At 37.1% G+C, this 20,052-nt stretch carries 19 protein-coding genes; 3 read left to right on the forward strand and 16 right to left on the reverse strand.

Annotated elements, in window-relative coordinates; genetic code table 11:
• Positions 1-254: 254 nt before the first annotated feature.
• Positions 255-887 (forward strand): LysE family translocator, encoded by a 633-nt coding sequence (locus AC1MGI_RS00660; protein WP_480347775.1) that lies wholly within the window; start codon positions 255-257, stop codon positions 885-887.
• A 478-nt stretch (positions 888-1,365) separates the two neighbouring features.
• Here AC1MGI_RS00660 and AC1MGI_RS00665 read toward each other — a convergent pair whose 3' ends face one another.
• From AC1MGI_RS00665 to AC1MGI_RS00685, 5 genes are all read right to left on the reverse strand, one after another.
• On the reverse strand, positions 1,366-2,622 hold the full coding sequence (locus tag AC1MGI_RS00665; protein WP_480347777.1) for an MFS transporter: 1,257 nt from the start codon (positions 2,620-2,622) through the stop codon (positions 1,366-1,368).
• A gap of 209 nt (positions 2,623-2,831) precedes the next feature.
• Positions 2,832-3,053 carry a helix-turn-helix domain-containing protein gene (locus tag AC1MGI_RS00670; protein WP_480347778.1) on the reverse strand — a complete coding sequence of 74 codons (222 nt, stop codon included), beginning with the start codon at positions 3,051-3,053 and terminating at the stop codon, positions 2,832-2,834.
• 10 nt (positions 3,054-3,063) lie between these two features.
• Positions 3,064-3,558 carry a DUF2975 domain-containing protein gene (locus AC1MGI_RS00675; protein WP_480347780.1) on the reverse strand — a complete coding sequence of 165 codons (495 nt, stop codon included), beginning with the start codon at positions 3,556-3,558 and terminating at the stop codon, positions 3,064-3,066.
• Positions 3,559-3,711: 153 nt separating this feature from the next.
• Positions 3,712-4,419: a DNA alkylation repair protein gene (locus tag AC1MGI_RS00680; protein ID WP_480347781.1), complete on the reverse strand. Its 708-nt coding sequence runs from the start codon at positions 4,417-4,419 to the stop codon at positions 3,712-3,714.
• Positions 4,420-4,680: 261 nt separating this feature from the next.
• A complete protein-coding gene (locus tag AC1MGI_RS00685) occupies positions 4,681-5,091 on the reverse strand; it encodes an Lrp/AsnC family transcriptional regulator (RefSeq protein ID WP_480347783.1) in 411 nt (136 codons plus the stop codon).
• A gap of 116 nt (positions 5,092-5,207) precedes the next feature.
• Between AC1MGI_RS00685 and AC1MGI_RS00690 the strand changes: the two genes are divergently transcribed.
• Entirely contained in the window at positions 5,208-5,969 is a 762-nt protein-coding gene (locus AC1MGI_RS00690; protein ID WP_480347785.1) for an MBL fold metallo-hydrolase, read from the forward strand.
• A 238-nt stretch (positions 5,970-6,207) separates the two neighbouring features.
• Here AC1MGI_RS00690 and AC1MGI_RS00695 read toward each other — a convergent pair whose 3' ends face one another.
• From AC1MGI_RS00695 to AC1MGI_RS00725, 7 genes are all read right to left on the reverse strand, one after another.
• Positions 6,208-6,984 (reverse strand): helix-turn-helix domain-containing protein, encoded by a 777-nt coding sequence (locus tag AC1MGI_RS00695; protein WP_480347786.1) that lies wholly within the window; start codon positions 6,982-6,984, stop codon positions 6,208-6,210.
• A 25-nt stretch (positions 6,985-7,009) separates the two neighbouring features.
• A complete protein-coding gene (locus AC1MGI_RS00700; RefSeq protein ID WP_480347788.1) occupies positions 7,010-7,585 on the reverse strand; it encodes a LysE family translocator in 576 nt (191 codons plus the stop codon).
• A gap of 491 nt (positions 7,586-8,076) precedes the next feature.
• Positions 8,077-9,051: a Gfo/Idh/MocA family protein gene (locus AC1MGI_RS00705; RefSeq protein ID WP_480347790.1), complete on the reverse strand. Its 975-nt coding sequence runs from the start codon at positions 9,049-9,051 to the stop codon at positions 8,077-8,079.
• Between the two features lie 48 nt (positions 9,052-9,099).
• Positions 9,100-9,387 carry a putative quinol monooxygenase gene (locus AC1MGI_RS00710; protein ID WP_480347791.1) on the reverse strand — a complete coding sequence of 96 codons (288 nt, stop codon included), beginning with the start codon at positions 9,385-9,387 and terminating at the stop codon, positions 9,100-9,102.
• Positions 9,388-9,438: 51 nt separating this feature from the next.
• A complete protein-coding gene (locus AC1MGI_RS00715; RefSeq protein ID WP_480347793.1) occupies positions 9,439-9,831 on the reverse strand; it encodes a VOC family protein in 393 nt (130 codons plus the stop codon).
• Positions 9,832-10,057: 226 nt separating this feature from the next.
• Complete coding sequence (locus tag AC1MGI_RS00720; protein ID WP_480347794.1) at positions 10,058-11,254, reverse strand: MFS transporter; 1,197 nt, start codon at positions 11,252-11,254, stop codon at positions 10,058-10,060.
• Positions 11,255-11,371: 117 nt separating this feature from the next.
• On the reverse strand, positions 11,372-12,535 hold the full coding sequence (locus AC1MGI_RS00725) for a Gfo/Idh/MocA family protein (RefSeq protein WP_480347796.1): 1,164 nt from the start codon (positions 12,533-12,535) through the stop codon (positions 11,372-11,374).
• 460 nt (positions 12,536-12,995) lie between these two features.
• Between AC1MGI_RS00725 and AC1MGI_RS00730 the strand changes: the two genes are divergently transcribed.
• Positions 12,996-13,772 carry an IclR family transcriptional regulator gene (locus AC1MGI_RS00730; protein WP_480347797.1) on the forward strand — a complete coding sequence of 259 codons (777 nt, stop codon included), beginning with the start codon at positions 12,996-12,998 and terminating at the stop codon, positions 13,770-13,772.
• Between the two features lie 76 nt (positions 13,773-13,848).
• Here AC1MGI_RS00730 and AC1MGI_RS00735 read toward each other — a convergent pair whose 3' ends face one another.
• The 4 genes from AC1MGI_RS00735 to AC1MGI_RS00750 all read right to left on the reverse strand — a co-directional run bounded on the left by AC1MGI_RS00735 (position 13,849) and on the right by AC1MGI_RS00750 (position 20,012).
• The gene (locus AC1MGI_RS00735) at positions 13,849-15,666 is read right to left on the reverse strand and encodes an ABC transporter ATP-binding protein (protein WP_480347799.1); all 1,818 of its coding nucleotides are present in this window, start codon (positions 15,664-15,666) and stop codon (positions 13,849-13,851) included.
• A complete protein-coding gene (locus AC1MGI_RS00740; RefSeq protein WP_480347801.1) occupies positions 15,659-17,401 on the reverse strand; it encodes an ABC transporter ATP-binding protein in 1,743 nt (580 codons plus the stop codon). The genes AC1MGI_RS00735 and AC1MGI_RS00740 overlap by 8 nt, the downstream gene beginning before the upstream one ends.
• A gap of 15 nt (positions 17,402-17,416) precedes the next feature.
• Positions 17,417-17,881 carry a PadR family transcriptional regulator gene (locus AC1MGI_RS00745; RefSeq protein WP_480347802.1) on the reverse strand — a complete coding sequence of 155 codons (465 nt, stop codon included), beginning with the start codon at positions 17,879-17,881 and terminating at the stop codon, positions 17,417-17,419.
• Positions 17,882-18,668: 787 nt separating this feature from the next.
• A complete protein-coding gene (locus tag AC1MGI_RS00750; RefSeq protein WP_480347803.1) occupies positions 18,669-20,012 on the reverse strand; it encodes an MFS transporter in 1,344 nt (447 codons plus the stop codon).
• Positions 20,013-20,052: the final 40 nt, after the last annotated feature.

A 20,052-nucleotide genomic window follows, 5' to 3' on the forward strand; every position in this document is an offset into this window, starting at 1 on the left:
TTGTTTTATTCGGTGTCTTAACTGCAAAGGTCGATTTTAAAAAGTCGTTTATGAGTAAAGGAATTAGGAAAACAATGAACAAATCTGAAGCCTAGCTTCATTTCCCATCTAAAAATAGATTAGGGTCATGCATTGTATATGTACATTAAATTGAATAAATATGCTTATTTTAGCATATTTATTTACATTTTCATGCTAATATAATGTATATAAACGGACGTATGAAGGAATCAAATCTGAAAGAAGTGTTCTTTTTGAGTTTATTTTTTACGTATCTTCTAGCTGGTCTGGCAATTGCTATGCCTGTAGGAGCAATGACTGTTGAAATGACGAAGCAAGGTCTAAAAAAGGGTTTTTTACATGGTTGGGCTGTAGGATTAGGTGGAATGACGGTCGATCTCTTATTAATTATTTCCTTATATTTAGGATTGGCATCTATACTTTCTACCCCTTACATTCAAATACCTATGTGGCTAATTGGGGCCTGTTTCTTAGCATTTTTAGGTTATGATTCTATCAAAAACTCGGATCAGGATATTACATTAATTGGTGATAAACCGAATCAATCATTTTTTAGCTCATATCGTAATGGATTACTAGTAGCCATTTCACCAGGAAATCTTGTGTTTTGGATTTCCGTTTTTGGAGCTGTACTTGCCGATTCCTATGATATAACTCAGCCGACAAATTTTTTAATCGTTGGGGCGGGTTTATTAGCTGGTATCCTAGTCCATGATATTGGTCTCCTATTAATCGTTACGATAACAAGAAAAATTATGAATCGAACGATGATAAAATGGGTATCCATCATCGCTGGATTTATTTTAATAGGTTTTGCGGGATACTTCTTATATGAGTTTATAATCGCAATTAAAGGAGTTTTATAAGGTTCAACTAACCATCAGTGTGGGGGGAGTTCATCCTCCACTGATGGTTAGTTGAACCAATCGGGGATTTACAGGCTGTTTATCCCCCACCCATTTATTTCTTGATTCTCTCACAAAAATTGAGGTGGGGGGGGGGGGTTACATCCTGTTAAACCGAGATAAAAGACCAGTAATGTTATTCCATTAAAATGTTCATTTTTGATGGAGTAATATGTCTGGTCTTCTTATTTTTTATAGTTTAGTCATACTATTTCTTTCTACGTTCTTTAGAATGGAACAAGTTCTTTTTTCTCTACAATACTGTCCCACGCTTGAATCTGTACATGTAGCTTTGAAATAAAGTTTAATTAAATGAACTCTATAAACCTTGATACGAGAGCAAATAAAAAGCGTGTTTTATGTACCTATATTCCTCACTTTTTCCAGTACTAGAATATCCATTTCCACTTTTCTTTTTTTATAATGGATCGATCTCCCTTTATTTTGTTTTAACCGCAAGAACAGTAAACCCGGCGATAACCATCACTACTGACAAACTGATAAACACGATTGAGAAAGATCCGCCAAATAGAGAAATTAAAGCTCCAAATGTCACTGGAGCAACAAAGCCACCAAGTGTCGAACCCGTATTGATAATCCCAACCGATGAACCAATTACTTTTTCAGGCAGGATTTTGTGTGGCCAAGAGAATACCCCAACAAAGATAATGGTTAATAAAAATGTAAGCACATATAACAAGCCAATAGATACTGCCAATGAATCAGAAAGCACCAAACCTGCAAACGCTGCAGCTGAAAGGATCGAACTACTTAAAAATAATACTTTTTCTTTATCAGCAAAAAATTTTGTCAATAAAATGCCTGCTAATAAGGAAGCGATTGTTCCCCCAACTGCGTTGATAGCCAGGATCGTTCCAACTGTACTTATCGATAATGCGAATTTTGCTTTTAAGAAAGATGGCAGCCAAGACATATTTCCGTAAAAAGCCATATTGACTAAAACCATAACCATAAATAGAGTGATTACATTTCGATTCAAAATGACTGATTTAAAACTAGTTTGTTTTGGTTCAACCTTCTTTTTCTCTATTGCAGTACCGTTAGGCACAAAGAAAATAACCAATATTAACGATATGAAAAATAATGTACCTAATACATAATAAGCATAGTGCCAGTCCAAATCTATTAGTCTTGCTCCAAATAGGAAAGCTAGGATTCCTCCAATTCCACTTGTAGATAATATTAGAGATTGGATAAAAGTCCGCCTATCTTTCGAGAAATTCACTGCAATACTTTTTGACGTACTTGATGGATAGCCCGCATGTCCAACACCTGCTGCGAAACGAATCAAAATAAATAAAAGAAGACTTCCTACAAAACCAAATGCAAATGTAAATACAGTAATCAGTGAAAGAGATATAATTAATACCTTTTTGTAGCCAATTTTATCTGCTAACCATCCACCTGGAATTTGCATTAAGGAGTAGCCTAAGAAAAACAAACTCATTATTAATCCTGTCTGACTTGTTGTGAAATTGTACTGCTCTGCAATAGGGATAATCGCTGTCGAAATCATATTTTTGTCCATGTAAAGCAAGGAATAACCAAACATTAAAACCGTAATTAGCAAAATTTCACTTGGTTTTTTTGCTTTTTGAGCAGAATTCTTTCCTACCATTTGTTGATGTGTTCCGTTTGTGTGTGGATCCTGTAATGCACTTTTGGAAATAGACATAAAGAGTCTCCTCTCACCAAATTGTAATCGCTATCATTTATTCAGGACTATTATAGTATAATATAACTTTCTGAATAATTGTAATATTATTTACAGAGAATTTGTATCTTCGTTAAAAAATAGGCGTTCACAAAGATGAATTGTGAACACCTATTTTTTATTTCACTTTAACATGGAACTCTGCATTTTTTGAAGAAATTTGTTGTCTATTATTCTTGATTGTCTTCATTACTCTTGTATTCTAAATTATCTCCGGGCTGATATTCTAAAGACTTACAAATCGCCTCTAAAGTTGATAATCGAATCGCTTTTGCCTTTCCATTTTTCAATATAGAAAGATTGGCCATCGTTATTCCAACCCTCTCCGAAAGTTCTGTAACGCTCATTTTCCCTTTAGCCAGCATTACATCAATATTGATTATAATTGCCATGTTTTTCACCTCAGACTGTTAAATCATTTTCTGACTTTATATCAATAGCATCTTGTAAAAGCCTTTGAAGAACAGCCGCAAAGGTTGCAATTACACTTGAAGCAAAAATGGTTATTAGCGCCGACATTATAATACCTGTTATATCTTCACTGCCATAAAATATAGCTATGGATATTATAATTCCTACTACAATTAAGAAACTAATTGTGATTGCACAGTACTTTATATCCATCAAAGCTCTAACAGATAATTCCGAGAAATCCTTGTTCTTATCGATGTAGATTAAAAGTTTAAATGCTTGATATAACGCAACATAAAATGGAATACACAGTACGTATGCATATACTAAAAAGGGATATTGCAAGTAATCAGTCTCGGGATGCGCTGCTGCATCTCTACTTGCTACCCCAGGCAACCCAAATACACACACAGCAAGTACCGCAATGCCAATAAGAAGAAGAATAACTACTTTTAAGAAAATTGTTGAGCCTTGTTTCCGTTTCATAAAGAAATGCTTTATACCTTTAAACTATTCCATTAATAACTTGTTACACGAACCTGCTCCTATCGTTAAATAACTACAACAAAAAAGGGCATCCATCCATCTTGGATCAACGCCCTCGATATTTAAATATTGTTCTTGACGCGAGGCTACTGTTTAACATCTTACATATTTGCGTTTGAAACCAAGCTTCCCTTTATCTACTTCCTTTTGAATACTTTCGTAAGCATGTGGGAAACTACTTTTTTTCTTGTCCCGTTTGACTTCTACTGGACCTACTACCTTTGCAGTCTCGACCGCCTTTTCATGAAGCGGCACATATGAAATCCCAACAGTGTATAGAAAATTATTCATAGCAGATTTCGTTCGTTCTGGCGAATCGTGAATCGTATTTTTCACAATTTCAATCATGTTGGCAATCTTGCTCTCGGAAAATTCAACGTCTGAGCGATTCCCTAAAAGCCAACAGTAGCAACTCCAGCCCGCTGACATTCTCAACTCTTTACCGCTTGCGATCCATTTATCAGCAACTTCTTGTGCAATATCTGCTTCGGCTAAAGTTACTGCTACCACATAATCGGACAGCATATAAAAATATGCCGCATCCATCCAACGATCAAAATCCGACTCAGTCATGGCTTTTGGATCTGCAATAATGCCTGCAAAGTACATTGCGTCGTAGTTCCCTGTGGCATAAAGCTCTTCAGCTAAAGTTTGATTTATTTTTATTTTCTTAGCTATTGGCTTCATTGCACCTGTTGCCACGCCAAAAAGCGGTTCATGCGCACCATTGGATATGTACATTTTTTTAGTTCGTTCCTTGCTAAGGGCTTCAAGCTCCTGCATAACCATTTCTAAATTCATCGTTTAGCACTTCCTTCTTTTTGGAGTTTTTCCCCTAATATTTTGCCCATCAAATACATCACCATTATCTTATAACAAACTACCATTTGTCAGTAAAGCTACCGTCTAAGCGCATGAGTGTTAGGCAGGAATCCACTTCATGCATGTTGACACTATGTTCTCTCCACTTTGAATGCTGTCGAAACATGGATGAATGGGTTGCTGAGGAAAATCCCGGATTATCAAACTCCAGATCAAGCATTCGTCAGTTTTGTTACTGCACTATTTATTAATAACAATCGATAATTTATAGTTTGCATGCTCGTTTAAGTCCTCTAAAAATTGGTCTAATAATTCATTAGATGGAAACTTGCATTCGAGAAGGTAACAACCATCCCCACTGATTTTATAGTTATTTATTATATATTGTTCTTGTGTTTTTATAAATGAGAGATAAGGTTGATGATACGTACTATGTGTAATGATCGTAATAAAAGTATGTATAAAACATCCTAATTTGGCTTGATTCACTTTAATTGTATAACCCTCAATAATGCCATTATCCTCTAATTTCGCAACTCTTGCTGAAGCAGCTTGTCCAGTCAAATGGACTCTCTCACCCAATTCTTTCATGGTAATTCGACTGTTCTTGGATAGTTCATCTAAGATACGCATATCTGTGCTATCTAACATTTATTCAATTCCTTTCATTTATCAAGTCAAACTGCAAAAAGACTTGATTTTATCTATGTATCTGCTAGTTGGTCCTAGTATAAACTATACGTAAATCAAAAAAAGGAGTTATAAATATGAATATAGAACAAATTCGAAATGCTACACTCGTTGTTGAATATGCAGGGAAAAAGTTTTTAATTGACCCATTTTTAGCAGATAAGGGTACTTACCCGCCTTTCCCCAATTCTTTAAGACAAGATAAATTTAATCCTTTAGTTAGCTTACCAACATCAATTGATAATATCATTAATAATGTAGATGCTGTCATTGTAACGCATCTACATGTAGACCATTGGGATGATGTTGCCAAAGATGTATTGCCAAAAGATATAAGAATGTTTGTACAAAATGAAGAAGATGCTATTCAAATTCGAAACGCTGGTTTTCAAAATGTAGAAGTTTTACATGAAGATACAGTTTTTGAGGGTATCCAATTGACTAAAACAAAAGGCGAGCATGGAAGAGGAGAAATACTGAAAGTTGCTGGTCTAGTGTGTGGCGTTGTCTTCAAACACCCAAATGAAAAAACTTTATATGTAGCTGGAGATACGGTTTGGTATGAAGCTATTCAACAAGTAATCGAAACACACAAACCAGAAATCATTGTTGTAAATGCTGGAGATAATCAATTCCTAGAAGGCGGTTCACTAGTAATGGGGAAAGATGATGTCTATGAAGTGTATAAGGCTGCCCCAAACGCAAAAATTATTGCTAGCCATATGGAAGCTGTCAATCATTGGACATTATCCAGAGTAGAATTAAAAAGCTTTATTAATGATAAAGGAATCTCCTCTAATGTTTTAGTGCCAGATGACGGCGAATCATACTCATTTTAAGATTGACCAATCCCACAGCTAAAGGAGGGCACTGAAAAAGTCCATTTAAAGAGGTTAATAAGCTAACGACCTACTACATATTGGTCGTTAACTTATTTTATTATCTGTATATTGATGAAGATCTTCAAAATTTTTAAAAAGAATTACTCTTTCAGTGGCCTCCAGCTAAAGCAGTGGGATTCTTTGTCGCAAACATCTAATAATATTGCCTACTCTTAAAGACAATTTTATTCCCCTCTTAATTTAAATGTGACATATATTCAAATGCTGTTGTTCCATATATGCTTTTAAAGTGTTTATTTAAATGGGTTAAATCAACAAAGCCACATTCAGCTACAGCAGAATAAATATCTCTATTTCTTTCTATTAAATGCTTGGCATGTTCTATCTTGCAGTTAAGAAAGTATTGGTATGGTGTAATTCCAGTGTGAGCCTTGAATAATCTGATAAACTGAAATTTTGATAAATTAAGCTCTTTACATATCTCGTCAAGCTTCAGTACATTTTCTAAGTTGGCATGAAGCATATCCTTTGCTTTTCTAATTAGAACGTTATCTATCTTAAAGTCTGTAGAAAAATTCGTTTGAATAAGACTATCTGTGAGGGATAAGAATAATTCACTGCACAAAGCCTCATCTTTTTCACTTAAAACTGCATTAGAAAGACTTAATATTCTTTGTTTAAGCCTATACTCATACACAATAGGGGTGGAAAAACGTACGATATCCTTTTTCCGAGTAGCCTCTAAAAACAATTGTGGCTCAATATATAGCATCACATAATCAAGGCCTGTCTCATCATGTGCCATTCCGTCATGTGCCTGTTCTGGATTAAAAAGCATAACACCATTTTGATAGGATAATTGTAAACTACCATCCAAGTTATAATGTTGAATACCACGCAATGTTACACCTATTGCATACTCCTTGTGAGAGTGCTTTTTATATGAAAAATCAGTAATACTTGCGGACAACGCAGTAATACCTGCCGACTTTTTATAGATAAATTTATCCACTTAATTCACCTCTTAAAACGCTACCCTACATCCAGATCATGATTGTAGCATAAACTAAACATAATGCCATTATTACATTAACAATCTTTTTATGCTTCTGTAAAAACTGCTTGAAGATTGCACCAAAAAGAACCCATGTAATAAATGCTAAAAATCCAATAATCGTTATAACTATAACACTTATTGTCACAGTTGGCATGTCGGTATAATAAGGCAAAACAAAGCTAGGAATGACAGTCAGCGTAAATAGTACTACCTTTGGATTTAAAAACTGCATAAGGAAGCCAGAGATAAAAGTGCCAGTTTTGTTGTCAGTTGGTTCTGATGTATCCATTTTATAAATTTGATAGGCAAGATATAACATATAAATAGTTCCGATAATCTGCATACCAATTAAAATTTTTGGTATGACCGTTATAAGCACCGTATTCAACATAGCAGAAATAACAAGTAATAAACCAAAAGCAAGCGTTGCTCCATACGTATATTCCATTGCCTTTTTTGGCCCAAAATTATGCACTGTCGATAATATGACGATGTTAGTAGGTCCTGGTGTAAATGTAACAATAAAACTGTAAAATAATAATGATGTAAGATCCATGAGGATAACTCCTTTTGAGGTATTTTCATAGAATTATACATCTTAAAATTAAATGGCCTATAGTACATTATTGCAGGATTATCTGAACCTCTCACGACTAAAGTCACGGGTGTTCTCGGCTACTTCATAAAATAGAAAGTAAATGACAATGTTATATTTCATACTGATAAACAGCAGAGCATACCTTTAAAAGAAATGTTTCTAAAGAGAGTGACCGCTATGGTGGTGAAATATAAAAATAATTGGATTCCTACAAAGTCACTTGAAGAAATGTCAAAGACAAATTACGACGTCCTTATTGTGGGAAGCGGTCCTGGTGGGGGAGCAACTTTACAGAAGCTCTGTGAACTTTGGAAAAATCAAGGGGCTAAAAAGATTGGGTGCTTAAATGGCACCCAATCTTTTTAGGAACATCATTAACTTTAATGTGAACTTCCTTTTTTTTCAGATCTTCCCTTCCTTTTCCCATCTCTAATCAAAAAGTTCTCTACCTAGCTTATTTCACCCATGACCCAGTTTGTTCTCGCACCGGTCACTCCAGTACTTGGGCACTGACCGCTATCTCTTGTTAAGTCAGCTACAATCGTTTCTACAAGGGGTTGATGAACGTGCTGCAGCGCTTCAAAATCCCATTGCTCTATTCCGCTAGCAGTCGTCAAAACGATAGGTTCATTTCCGAAAGTGGAAAAGGTAATTTTTCCTTTACTGCCGACGATTTCATTCACATCCACATCTTCAAAAGCAGAAAAACACCAATTTCCTACACCATGAATTCCAGATTCAAATCGATAGGCACTTGTAACGATATCTTCCGCACTATAATAGCCTGCTTGATTTGAAGTAAAACCTTGAACATCTTTAATAGGTCCCAGTAAAAAATCTAATAAATCGAGCGTATGACTGGCTAAATCAAAAAATAGTCCTCCTCCGGACAATTCAGCTTGAACCCTCCACGGGAGATTTTGTGAGTCCAACACATCTTCTGAAGCTTTTTGATACTGTGTTGTTGAGACGAAACGAACGTCTCCAATCGCTTTATTTTCTAGCAACTCTTTTATTTTTACAAATCGAGGCAACGCCCTACGGTAGTAAGCAACATATAAAGGAACGCGAGCCTCCTTGCAAGCAGCTATCATTTCATTGCATTCAGCAAAATTGAGTGCCATTGGCTTTTCTACATAAACAGGTTTTCCAGCCTTTGCAACTTTAATTGTATATTCTTTATGCGAACTAGGTGGTGTTGCAATATAGACAGCATCGACATCTGGATCGTTAATAAGTGCGTCGGCATCATCGTACCATTTCGGAACATTATGTCTTTGCGCATAGTCTTTTGCTAGTTCACCGGTTCTCCGCATAACGGCAACCAACTCTGAATTTTTATTTTTTTGGAATGCTGGTCCACTTTTCACTTCCGTCACATCACCGCATCCAATAATGCCCCAACGAACTTTTTCAAATTTCACGATAATAGCCCCCCTTCTTTTGTAAATAGAAACAACTGATTATAAAAATTATTTTACTGCTTTATAAAGGTTGATTTCTGTACTTTCTCGAAGTTTTCTAAGCTCTGGAACCATTCTCAAAACATGTTCACTTTTATTGTGTTGATTAATAGACTCTTCATCTTCCCATTCTTCGAGCGTAGTTAGGATGGACGGGTCATTAATATCTTCATGAAGAGTGTACATTATACAGCCTTTTTCTTTTCTAGTTTCTGAAACAACCTCTCTAGCAATTTCTAAATATTCCTCCATGTTTACACCTGGTTTTAATTTAGCCCTACAAACAACTCTAATCACTTTATTAACTCCCTCTCTCTTTATAGTATATTAAGTTCCTTTTCTTCTTCATCAACTTCTCATATGTAATGAATCTGGATGCATCTCCATAAACTCGATCCAATTCCCATCAGGATCTACTACCCAGAATTGGTAGTTTAAACTCATCCCTTGGGCAATTTCTACTGCTAGTGTTACTCCTTTTTTCTTTAAATTTTCCGCTGTTCCGTGAATATCCTCTACTTCGAAGCAAATATGATTTTCTCTTTCTTTAACGCTTTCATTACCATGGTAAAATAATTCAATAAAGCACCCTTCAGCAACTTTCACGTATTCAATCCACGGTTCACCATTTGGCTGATTCAATTTAAACGCTTTCTTAAAACCAAGTTTATTACAATAAAAATCCAATGAACGTTCCATATCTACTACTTTTAATCCTACGTGATTAATCCCTTTAATCATATTCAATCCCACCCCATATCGTATGTATCTTCATTCTATATTTTCTATAAATCCCCATGTCTCTACTTGTAAAAGCCAGTTAAGGGTCATCCAAACAATAAATGTCCACTCTATAAGGCAATCCTTTTAATAGTTATATTGTTATATATATTATGACACCCTTCTTATTTAAGAAAGAGGCCAGATTGTTTTTTAATAAGTAACTGTCCTCAAATCCCCGTAAATACTAGCTCGCTTGTAGGATCTTGTTTTCCGTAAGTTTCCTTTTTCCATGGAGTACATAATACAAAAAAATACTCGCAAATACGACCACTGCCAAGGTTAAATACACGCCACGAAAACCAACGACTGGAATGATAAGCCCTAATAGAAAAGGGCCAATTCCTACTCCTGAATCTATAAACACGTAAAAGGTCGAGGTTGCAAGCCCCACTCGGTGCCGCGGTGATTCCTTTATGGCAATAGCTTGACAACAAGAAGTCATCGTTCCAAATCCAAGACCAATTAGCGCTCCTGCTAAAAGGAGAATGAATCCTTGGTTGGCTTGACTAAGAGTAACTAATCCGATCACAAATAATAGTAACGCTGGATACATCACAATGTTATCCCCTTTTTTATCTAATAGCCGTCCAGTAAATGGTCTTGAAATCAAGATGAAAACAGCATATACAAGAAAGAAGAAACTTGCAGCCTCCATTAAATTAATTTCTTTTGCATAAGAAGTCATAAATGACAGGATACCTGAGTAAGCAAAACCCATAATTGCCATAATGATAGCGATAGGAACAGCCTTTATTTCGAAAAAATCTTTCAACTTAAAACCTTTCATCGCATCAAGCTGTTCTTTTGTGATGTTTCCTTCAGGGATATGCACAAATAATAAGATAATAGTACTTATGAGAGAGAAAAGTGTACAAGCTACAAATATTATCGTAAAACTTCCTTGTTCGCTGATATAAAGACCTAGAAAGGGGCCAACTGCCATTGCAAGGGTTATACTTAATGAAAAATAGCTTATTCCTTCTCCTCGACGTTCATTCGGAATAATATCCATGATAACTGTTGCTATAACTGTGGTAAACACCCCAAACGCTGCTCCATGAATAAAACGAATAAATAATAATACGTTTATGTTTTCTACAATAAAATATAACAACATCATAATCAAAAATAAAAATAATCCGCCATAAAGCATCTTTTTACGTCCAACAATCTCAATATATTTTCCAACAAAAATACGTGAAACTAGTGCACCCACTACAAATATACTAGATGCAAGACCCGCCATGCTTTGTGAAGCGTTAAATTCTTCAATCGCATAAACGGTTAAAGTCGTTATTAATAAATAAAAGGTCAAACTCCCAAAAAAAGTGGATACGGACATGATGATAAAATCTTTTGTCCATAATTTCGATGTATTCACCTCTATTCCTCCTATTTCCAAAACAATAAAGTATATTGTCCAATATTTTTCTAAACTGATTATTTTGTATTTGCAAAAGCCTCGTTTCCAATTCTAACAAACCACTAGTTAAAAATATTAATGAGTCCCCTTTACATCTAATGTTGCGTTTGTTACATTCTTTTTCTCGAATGTAGAAGTACTAATTTTTTCTTGTAATTTTTCAAAATAATAGTTTGGGTCGACAGGTAATTCTACTGTTTCATTTAACCAAGAAGATAAGTACATGGCATTGGCAATTTCTAATGCCTTTACCCCGTCTTCACCTGGTGCAAGTAAAGGTAAACCTTTACGAATCGAATCAATCCAGTTTTGAATAATCCTTACATGATTTGCATTTTCACTTTTTACAGAAACATCAATTTCCTTCCATTCTGGCTGACCGAAACCACCTTTGTAGGTCTTATTAAATTCACGTTCTGATTGTGTTAATTGGTAGAAGGTAAGTTCTTCATTTTCAACAACGGCTTTCCCGCGATCTCCAATGATCTCAAAGCGATTCGTTCCCGGAACTTCTCCTGTTGAAGTAATAAATACACCCGTCGCCCCATTATCATATTCGACATATGCTGTTACATCATCTTCAACCTCAATATCATGGTACTTTCCTACACTAGACACTGCCCGAATCCGTTTGGGCATATCCCCTGTCGTCCACTGCCAAATATCTAATTGGTGAAGTGCCTGATTTAATAGAACACCTCCACCTTCACCTTTCCATGTGGCTCTCCATTTACTTGAATCATAATAACTTTGTGAACGGTAAATATCCGTCACAATCAAATTGGTTCGTTTAATCTCACCAAGTTCTCCTGAACGAATAAGATCCCGTAACTTTTGATAAAGGGGATTCGCTCTTTGGTTATACATGATACCAAATACTTTACCACTAGCTTTAGCTGCTTCATTCATTTCCAGCACATTTTTTGTATAAACCCCTGCTGGTTTCTCGATGAGGACATGTATCCCATTCGCAAAGGCTGTTTTTGCTAGGTCTGGATGACTGTAATGGGGCGTCGCAATTAGAACGGCATCAATTCCTGATTTACTAAAAAAGGTCTCTTCATCCCGGAAAATTTGCACATCTCCTTGTGTATTATTTTTCACCCATTCAATTCGACTTTCATTACGACTACAAATGGCTGTTAATGTTGCCCCTTCGATTTGTCCTTTATCCAGTAATTGAACATGTGAGCTGCCTATATTCCCTACTCCAATTACGCCGACTTTTACCAAACCCATATCCATCCACCTCTAATTTTAAATGTTTAAAAAGTCTCGATAACAAATTAATAGTATGCAATAATCTAAATGAATTTTAACCACAATGTGGTTCATCTGTATCGTAATTTGGTTAATTTGAGTATAATGAATGTATAACACCTTTGTCAATCATATTGTTTTTCTTCATGCAATCATCAGTTATAATACAAAACGCCACCATTTACCACATGTAGCGTGCTACATGTGGTAAATGGTGGCGGTGTGGAGCCGGAACTGTGGATGCTTTCTAAAGTAAAATCAGTATACCCGCTAAGTAGCTGGCTTATGAGTAAGTTGCGAAGCCTTGTCCCCATGTCCTTCATACAAAAAAATTAAAAGGTAACTTCTACATATTTGATCAATGACAGAAATTCTATATGAAAGATCAAAATTTCAGATATAATTGAATGGGTAGATAAGATGGAAGGAGTACATATTTTTGAGTAACGATAAACAAGATCAAAATAAGACATCTAACGTTCAAGTTATCTCTCGGGCGGCTAAAATACTGAGGACTCTTAGGGATCATCCAAAAGGATTAAGCCTATCTCAGATTGCAAAAGAAGTGGGATTAGCACGATCAACAGTGCAAAGAATTGTTCAAACTCTAGAACATGAAAATTTTGTCGCACAAGCCTCTGCTTACGGCGGTATCCGTCTTGGGCCTGAGATTGCAATGCTTGCTGCTGCTGTCCATAGTGACCTTAGAGAAGAAATTAGGCCATTTTTAATTCAACTATCGAATGAAGTAAATGAAACCGTCGACCTCTCAGTTTTAGATAACGGAAAGGTACTTTTTGTAGATCAAATTATCGCTTCACATCCACTACAAGCGACTTCACAACCCGGAGCATCTTTTCCATTACATTGCACGGCAAATGGAAAGGCTATACTCGCCTCACTACCCAAACCTGAGGTTGAAAAGCTCCTACCCAATCAATTAACAAAGTACACAGATAAAACGATGACGAATCGGGATGAACTGTTAAAAGAGTTAGAAGTAGTTCGTAAAGAAGGTGTTGCTTTTACCAAAGAAGAGCACATTCATGGAATTTGTGCGGTAGGCGCAGTTGTTTTTGATAGTATGAAAAATCTAAGTGCTGTCTCTATACCACTCCCAGCAACTCGTTTTTATGGTAATGAGGAAAAGCTAGCAACTGCCCTTCTCGAAACTTGTCAAAAGATTAATGAACACTTTAATACAACAATAAAGTGAAACTTCAATCAGTGGGGGTGTTCTTCCCCCCACTTCAAACTTTTGTTAGAAAGTTAAGTGGCGGGAGTATTCATCCTCAAATATTAAACTGACTATCATACATGTCGAAATAAAAGCCTTTCTCCTGCAACAGTTCCTGATGGGTACCCGATTCAATGATCTCTCCATGATGGATAACCAAAATCCGGTCGGCATTCTCAATTGTTTTTAAGCGGTGGGCAATTACAAAGCTTGTCCGTCCCTCAGTTAAGCGATTCAATCCTTCTTGGATTTCAATTTCGGTTCTAGTATCAATGCTAGATGTTGCTTCATCAAGAATCAATATATCTGAATCTGCTAAAATGGCCCTGGCAATCGCAAGCAATTGGCGTTGTCCCTGACTTATGTTGGAGCCACCAGATGTGATTGACGTTTGATATTTTCCGGGTAAATGCTTGATGTATCCATGAGCAGAAGCCATTTTTGCCGCAGCAATGACTTCATCATCGGTTGCTTCTAAACGTCCATAACGGATATTTTCCATGATGGTCCCGGAAAATAGAAAGGTATCCTGAAGCACAATACCAATTTTTTTGCGCAACTTACTGATTTTATAATCTCTAATGTCCTGACCATCGATTTTTATTTCACCAGAATTAATGTCATAGAACCTCATTAACAGATTGATGATGGTCGTTTTACCCGAACCAGTTGGACCTACCAAGGCAATTTTCTCGCCTGCTCTTACTTTAAAATTAATATTTTTCAAGATTGGCTTTTCATCCTCATAGCAAAAGTGAACATTAGAAAATTCGACATCGCCATGAAAGGAATCGATTGCAATCGGATTCTCTTTATCCTTCAAATCTGGAGCTTCATCCATGATTTCAAACACCCTCTCAGCGCCAGCTATCGCGGACTGGAACGTATTCAATAGACTGGATAGTTGGTTAATAGGCCGAAAGAATTGGCGGGAATACGTGACGAAGGCGGCAATGATCCCGACAGATGTCATCCCTTGGACCGTCATAATCGCGCCAAACCCAATCACTAATCCTAGTCCTACATTGTTAATGAAGTTATTAATCGGTCCAAGAAAGCCTGATACCGTATCTGCCGCCATTGCCGAATGGCGCAGTCTTTCATTAACCACCGAGAATTTCGCAATAGTCTTTTCCTCTTCCCCAAAGAGTGTAATCACTTCGTTTCCTGAAATGGACTCCTCGATAAATCCATTCAACTCTCCCAAGTCTCGCTGTCTTTTGATGAAATTACTGCCGCTGTATGTGATGATTTTTTTAGTCGTAAAGATCATCACTGGAATGATCAACAGCGTCACAATGGCGAGCACCCAATTCAGTGAAAACATCGCAATCGTAACACCTGATACCATTAAGATGGAGGAAAAAATTTGAATAACGCTTTGACTGAGCGCATTATTTAAGCTCTCAATATCATTTGTCACTCGGCTCATCAAATCTCCATGTGTACGTTTATCGAAAAACCTTAAGGATAATATCTGAAATTTATCAAATAAATCCTGACGTAATATCCGAATCGTCTGTAATGATACGCGGACCATCAAAAACGTTTGCAACCAGGTGAATATCGAGATAGCCGTATAAACAGAAGCTAATAATACCAAAAGCCGAAGTGTCCCACCAATATCCTTTGGAATGATGTAGTCATCAATGATGACCCCAATCAAATAGGGACCTAATAAGCCTAATAGTGTAGAAAAGATAACAAAAATAATCGCTGTAATCAGCGCTACTTTTTGCATCTCCATATATCGCCAAATCCGTTTGACCGTTCCTTTTTTATCCTTCGCTTTAACAACCGGTCCGGAAAACCCTCTTGGTCCACGGGCGCGCCCCATTACATTCGGGACAAGCTGTGAGGAAGTTTTACTCATAGGAATGGACCTCCTTCCCGCTTTGCGTAATATAGATATCGCGATAGACGCGGCTCTTCGCAAGTAATTCTTCATGTGTTCCACTTGCTTCAATCCTTCCATCATCCACGACGAGAATCTGGTCGGCATCCATAATCGATGAAATTTTTGCAGAGATGATGAACACAGTTGTATCTGAATAATCTTGTTTTAAGGCCTGTTGCACCGCTGTTTCCGATAAAGCGTCAATAGCCGAAGTTGAGTCATCTAGGATTAAAAATTTCGGTTTCCGGATGAATGCACGCGCCATCGATAGACGTTGTTTTTGGCCACCGGACAAATTCGTCGCTCCTTGCATGAGCTCATGGGCAAATTTTCGGTCAAATCTGTTTATAAACTCACTTGCAACTGCAGACTGAGCCACGCTTTCCATCTCAAGCGTTGTTGCTTCCTCTTTGCCGAAGCGTAAATTCTCCTCAATCGTACCGGAAAATAGCGTGGCTTTTTGCGGAACAAAACCAATCGCTGTTCGCAGTTTTTCCAGAGGATATTCTTTTATGTTGACCCCATCGATCAGGATAGCCCCCGAATCTGGATCATATAGGCGTGGAATCAATTTTACGAGCGTCGATTTCCCACTACCAGTCGAACCGATAATTCCAATCGTCTCACCTGCTTTAGCCTGAAAAGAAATATTTTTTAACACATATTCCCCATTTTTACTATAACTAAAATTCACCTGTTTAAATTCCATTTCACCGCGTATTGCTGGAAGAAAAGCTAGACTTTCAGGTTCAGTAATATCAATTTCCGTATCAAGTACCTGGTGAATCCGATCTGCTGAAGTAAAGGAACGAGTAATCTGCATCAACACATGGCTGCTCGTCATTAATCCATTCATAATAATGTTCAAGTAATTAATGAAAGCTAAGATGACGCCGACTTGAAGTGTGCCTTCATTCACTTTTATCGCCCCCATCCATAGACCCGCAACAACACCAATATTCACTACGAACAACATAATAGGCATAAGCGTAAGAATGACTTGCTCGGCAGACATATTCCGCTTCATTAACGAATCATTTACCGTTTTGAAATTTTCCTTTTCATACTCTTGACGATCGAACGCTTTGATAACGCGGATACCTGCCAAAGTTTCCTGAAGTTTTGTATTAACTTGATCCATCGCTTTTTGCACTCTTGCAAACAATTTGCCTGATTTAGCAGAAAAGTAATAGATAAAAACAATTAAAATCGGGATGGCAACGAATAACACAGGGAACAATTCACGTGCTGTAAACCAGACGATAACCACTGATCCAATAAACAGCAACGGTCCACGTACAAAAACGCGCAATGTCATCATGAGTGCCTGCTGAACTGCCGCAATATCATTCGTCACAATGGTTATTAATTTTCCAGTACCAAATGAATCGGTATTTTGATTGGAAAATTGCTCCGTCTTCCTGAACACATCACGACGAATATCTGTTGCAAAATGGACAGCCGCTTTCGTACTGTAAATGGAACTGCCAGCTCCTCCTATTAAACCTACAAATGCGGTCAATAACATGAGTAGCCCGAGCTTTACGACATAAGCATTGTCTTGATTAGCAATTCCCACATCAATGATATGCTGCATAATAGTCGGCTGCAGCAAATCCATCGCTACTTCAATGCACATCAAGAACGGCCCCAAAATGGCGAAAAGTGTATAGGGTTTTACATATTGAAGTAATTTCCTCAAGGACTTCATTTAAGTTCCCCCTCCCTACCTGTTTTCTTTCTTTAAACGCTCGGTTATTTCTTTTAAAAAGGCAATTAATTCTACAGATTTTTCTGCATTCATTCTTGTCCCCTTCATTGCTTTTCGCATCTCGACTTCCCACAAATCAATAGCCTCCTTTAGCTGAACGGATTCTGTTGAATTCCGCCACACCGACCACTCTTTCCACTCCATCCAGAAATCTCCTTTTCCACTCTTCGCAAATTCCTCCAAACGATCTTTCCCTTTTTTATCGATAAAATAGACCTTTTTATCTGATTCAGACTCCAGATCGATCATTTCCTGATTCTGTAATTCTTGAAGTGCGGGATAAACTGTACCCGCACTAGCCAAATAATGGCCATCCGAACGCTCCTCCAATTCCTTCATGATTTGATACCCATGCATCGAATCATCTCTGAGTAAATGTAAGATAGCTAATTGTACAAACCCTCTCCGCTTTTTCATCATATCCCTCCATTTTTAATTATATCGATAATTTTAATCGATATATCGATAAAAAACAATCGATTGTTCCATAACACTTTAAAAAGCCTACATAAAGTGAAACTTCAATCAGTGGGGGTTTTCTTCATCCCCCACTGATTGTTAGTCCCGTTCTACTGTCGCTAAGATCTTCGCTTTTGCTTCGATCAATCGACAGTACGAACCCGACAAACATAAGATGGAATACGGTGTGGCGTACTTTGCCACAGTGTATTACAGCTTATGACCTCGAGGGGCCTAGGAGCCGCAACTAGATTATGGGCAGTAAGGTCCCCACCTCTAAGCCTTGAGGTGGGGACCTTACTGCCCGTTAATGCGGGATAAATAGAAAAATGGGGATCTAGGAAAGATCAAAATAAATAAAAAGCTATTTAGAGGTAGAGTCAGGATAATGCGGATTTAAAATGTTAAGGAAATCCAAATAAAAAAGCCTGATTTCTCGGTGTTGCAAGTGAGAAATTAGACTTTAGCTACTTCATTAAAGCGCCCTTCGATTGAATAACAGACGAGTCTCTATTAGTTGGTTAGGTCAAAAAGCGTCTCCACTTATTGTATAAGTAACAAAATCTCATATATTGAGCTTAGTGACTAGATATGATTTTAACAGGAATTTTGGTAAATTCTTTAAGTCTGTTATTTGGCGCATACATATAAAGTGAAACTTCAATCAGTGGGGGTCTTGACTTTCCGTTAATTCGGGATAAAATCGAATGCAAAAAGGAGGTCCGAATTTTTCCGACCTCCTTTCGCTTTATAATGACTGAACTATTTTAGTATTATTTACCTCTGATTCATGGACAGTTTGATAATCGGCGTGTTTGTCATTAACAAATAACAATGCGATCATACCGAATATAGCAGCAATTCCAATGGCGATAAAGTTAAATTGTGGCTGTAGGTTCATGGTCAGTAACACCGCCACATAAGTCGGAGCCACAATGGAGCCGATGCGACCAAAGGCCATTGTACTTCCAAGTGCTGCCGATCGAATATTGACAGGATAATACGCAGCAACAAATGCATTTGACATATTTTGCAGACCAACTGTTGCAGCACCGATGAGAAAAATTAAAAAGTACGCTACATACAGATTCGTAGAAAAGCCAATTAGTGTTAAAGAAATGGCACCAACCAAATAAAGTGGAATTAACACATTTTTAAATCCTATTTTTTGAATTACATTACCAAGTATTAATGTGCCAACAATCGAACCGATTTGTAATACAGCAACAAACATTAAGCTTGAAGATAAGTTATAACCAGCCTGCAGCATTAATGTAGGTAACCAAGTATTAAGTGAATACATTAAAATGAATGTACAGAAGCAGGCTAACCAAAACATCATCGTTGTAACAGCGAACTTTTTTGTGAAAAGAGCACTAACGGGTGATTTTTGTGTTTGTACTACCTTTTTATACGTAAAATCAAGTGTTGTAGCAGCGCTTGGTTGAATTTTATCGACAACCATCGCAATGCGGTCATGTTGTTTGTTATTAAGCAAGTAGTCAAGTGATTCTGGAATCGCTTTTAACATGAATGGAATAAAAATTAAAGGAATAGCGCCAATCCAGTAAACTGGTTGCCATCCGAAATCAGCCAGTAACGCTTGACCGATGAAGGACGCACCCATCGCACCAACTGAATAGCCACAAAAAATAAAAGAAATGATAGCAGCACGATATTTTAATGGTGCATATTCAGAAATAAGTGAAGCGATATTCGGCATAACCCCACCAAACCCAAAGCCGGCAATCACGCGACAAATCGTAAAGATGATGGCATTCGGTGCAAAGCCTGAAAGCATGGTAAAAATACTAAACAGCAGTGTCGTTAAAATAATAATACGCCTACGACCAAATCGATCCGAATAGAGACCGAACAGTACCGCACCAGCAGCTGTGCCTATCGTTGTATAGCTACCGATGGAACCGGCTACCATATTTGAAATCCCCCATGATTCTTTTAAGAAGGGAATGGTAGCGCCGTAGATTACAACATCATATCCTTCAAACATCAGAATGATAAATAACCAAAAAACTAACAGAATGTGGAACGGTTTTAATTTACTTTGCTCAAAGAAAGAAATAGGATTCATAATATACCCCCAATAAAATGACTATATGATGGTGCCGGCA

Source organism: Peribacillus sp. BM1 (assembly GCF_056679975.1).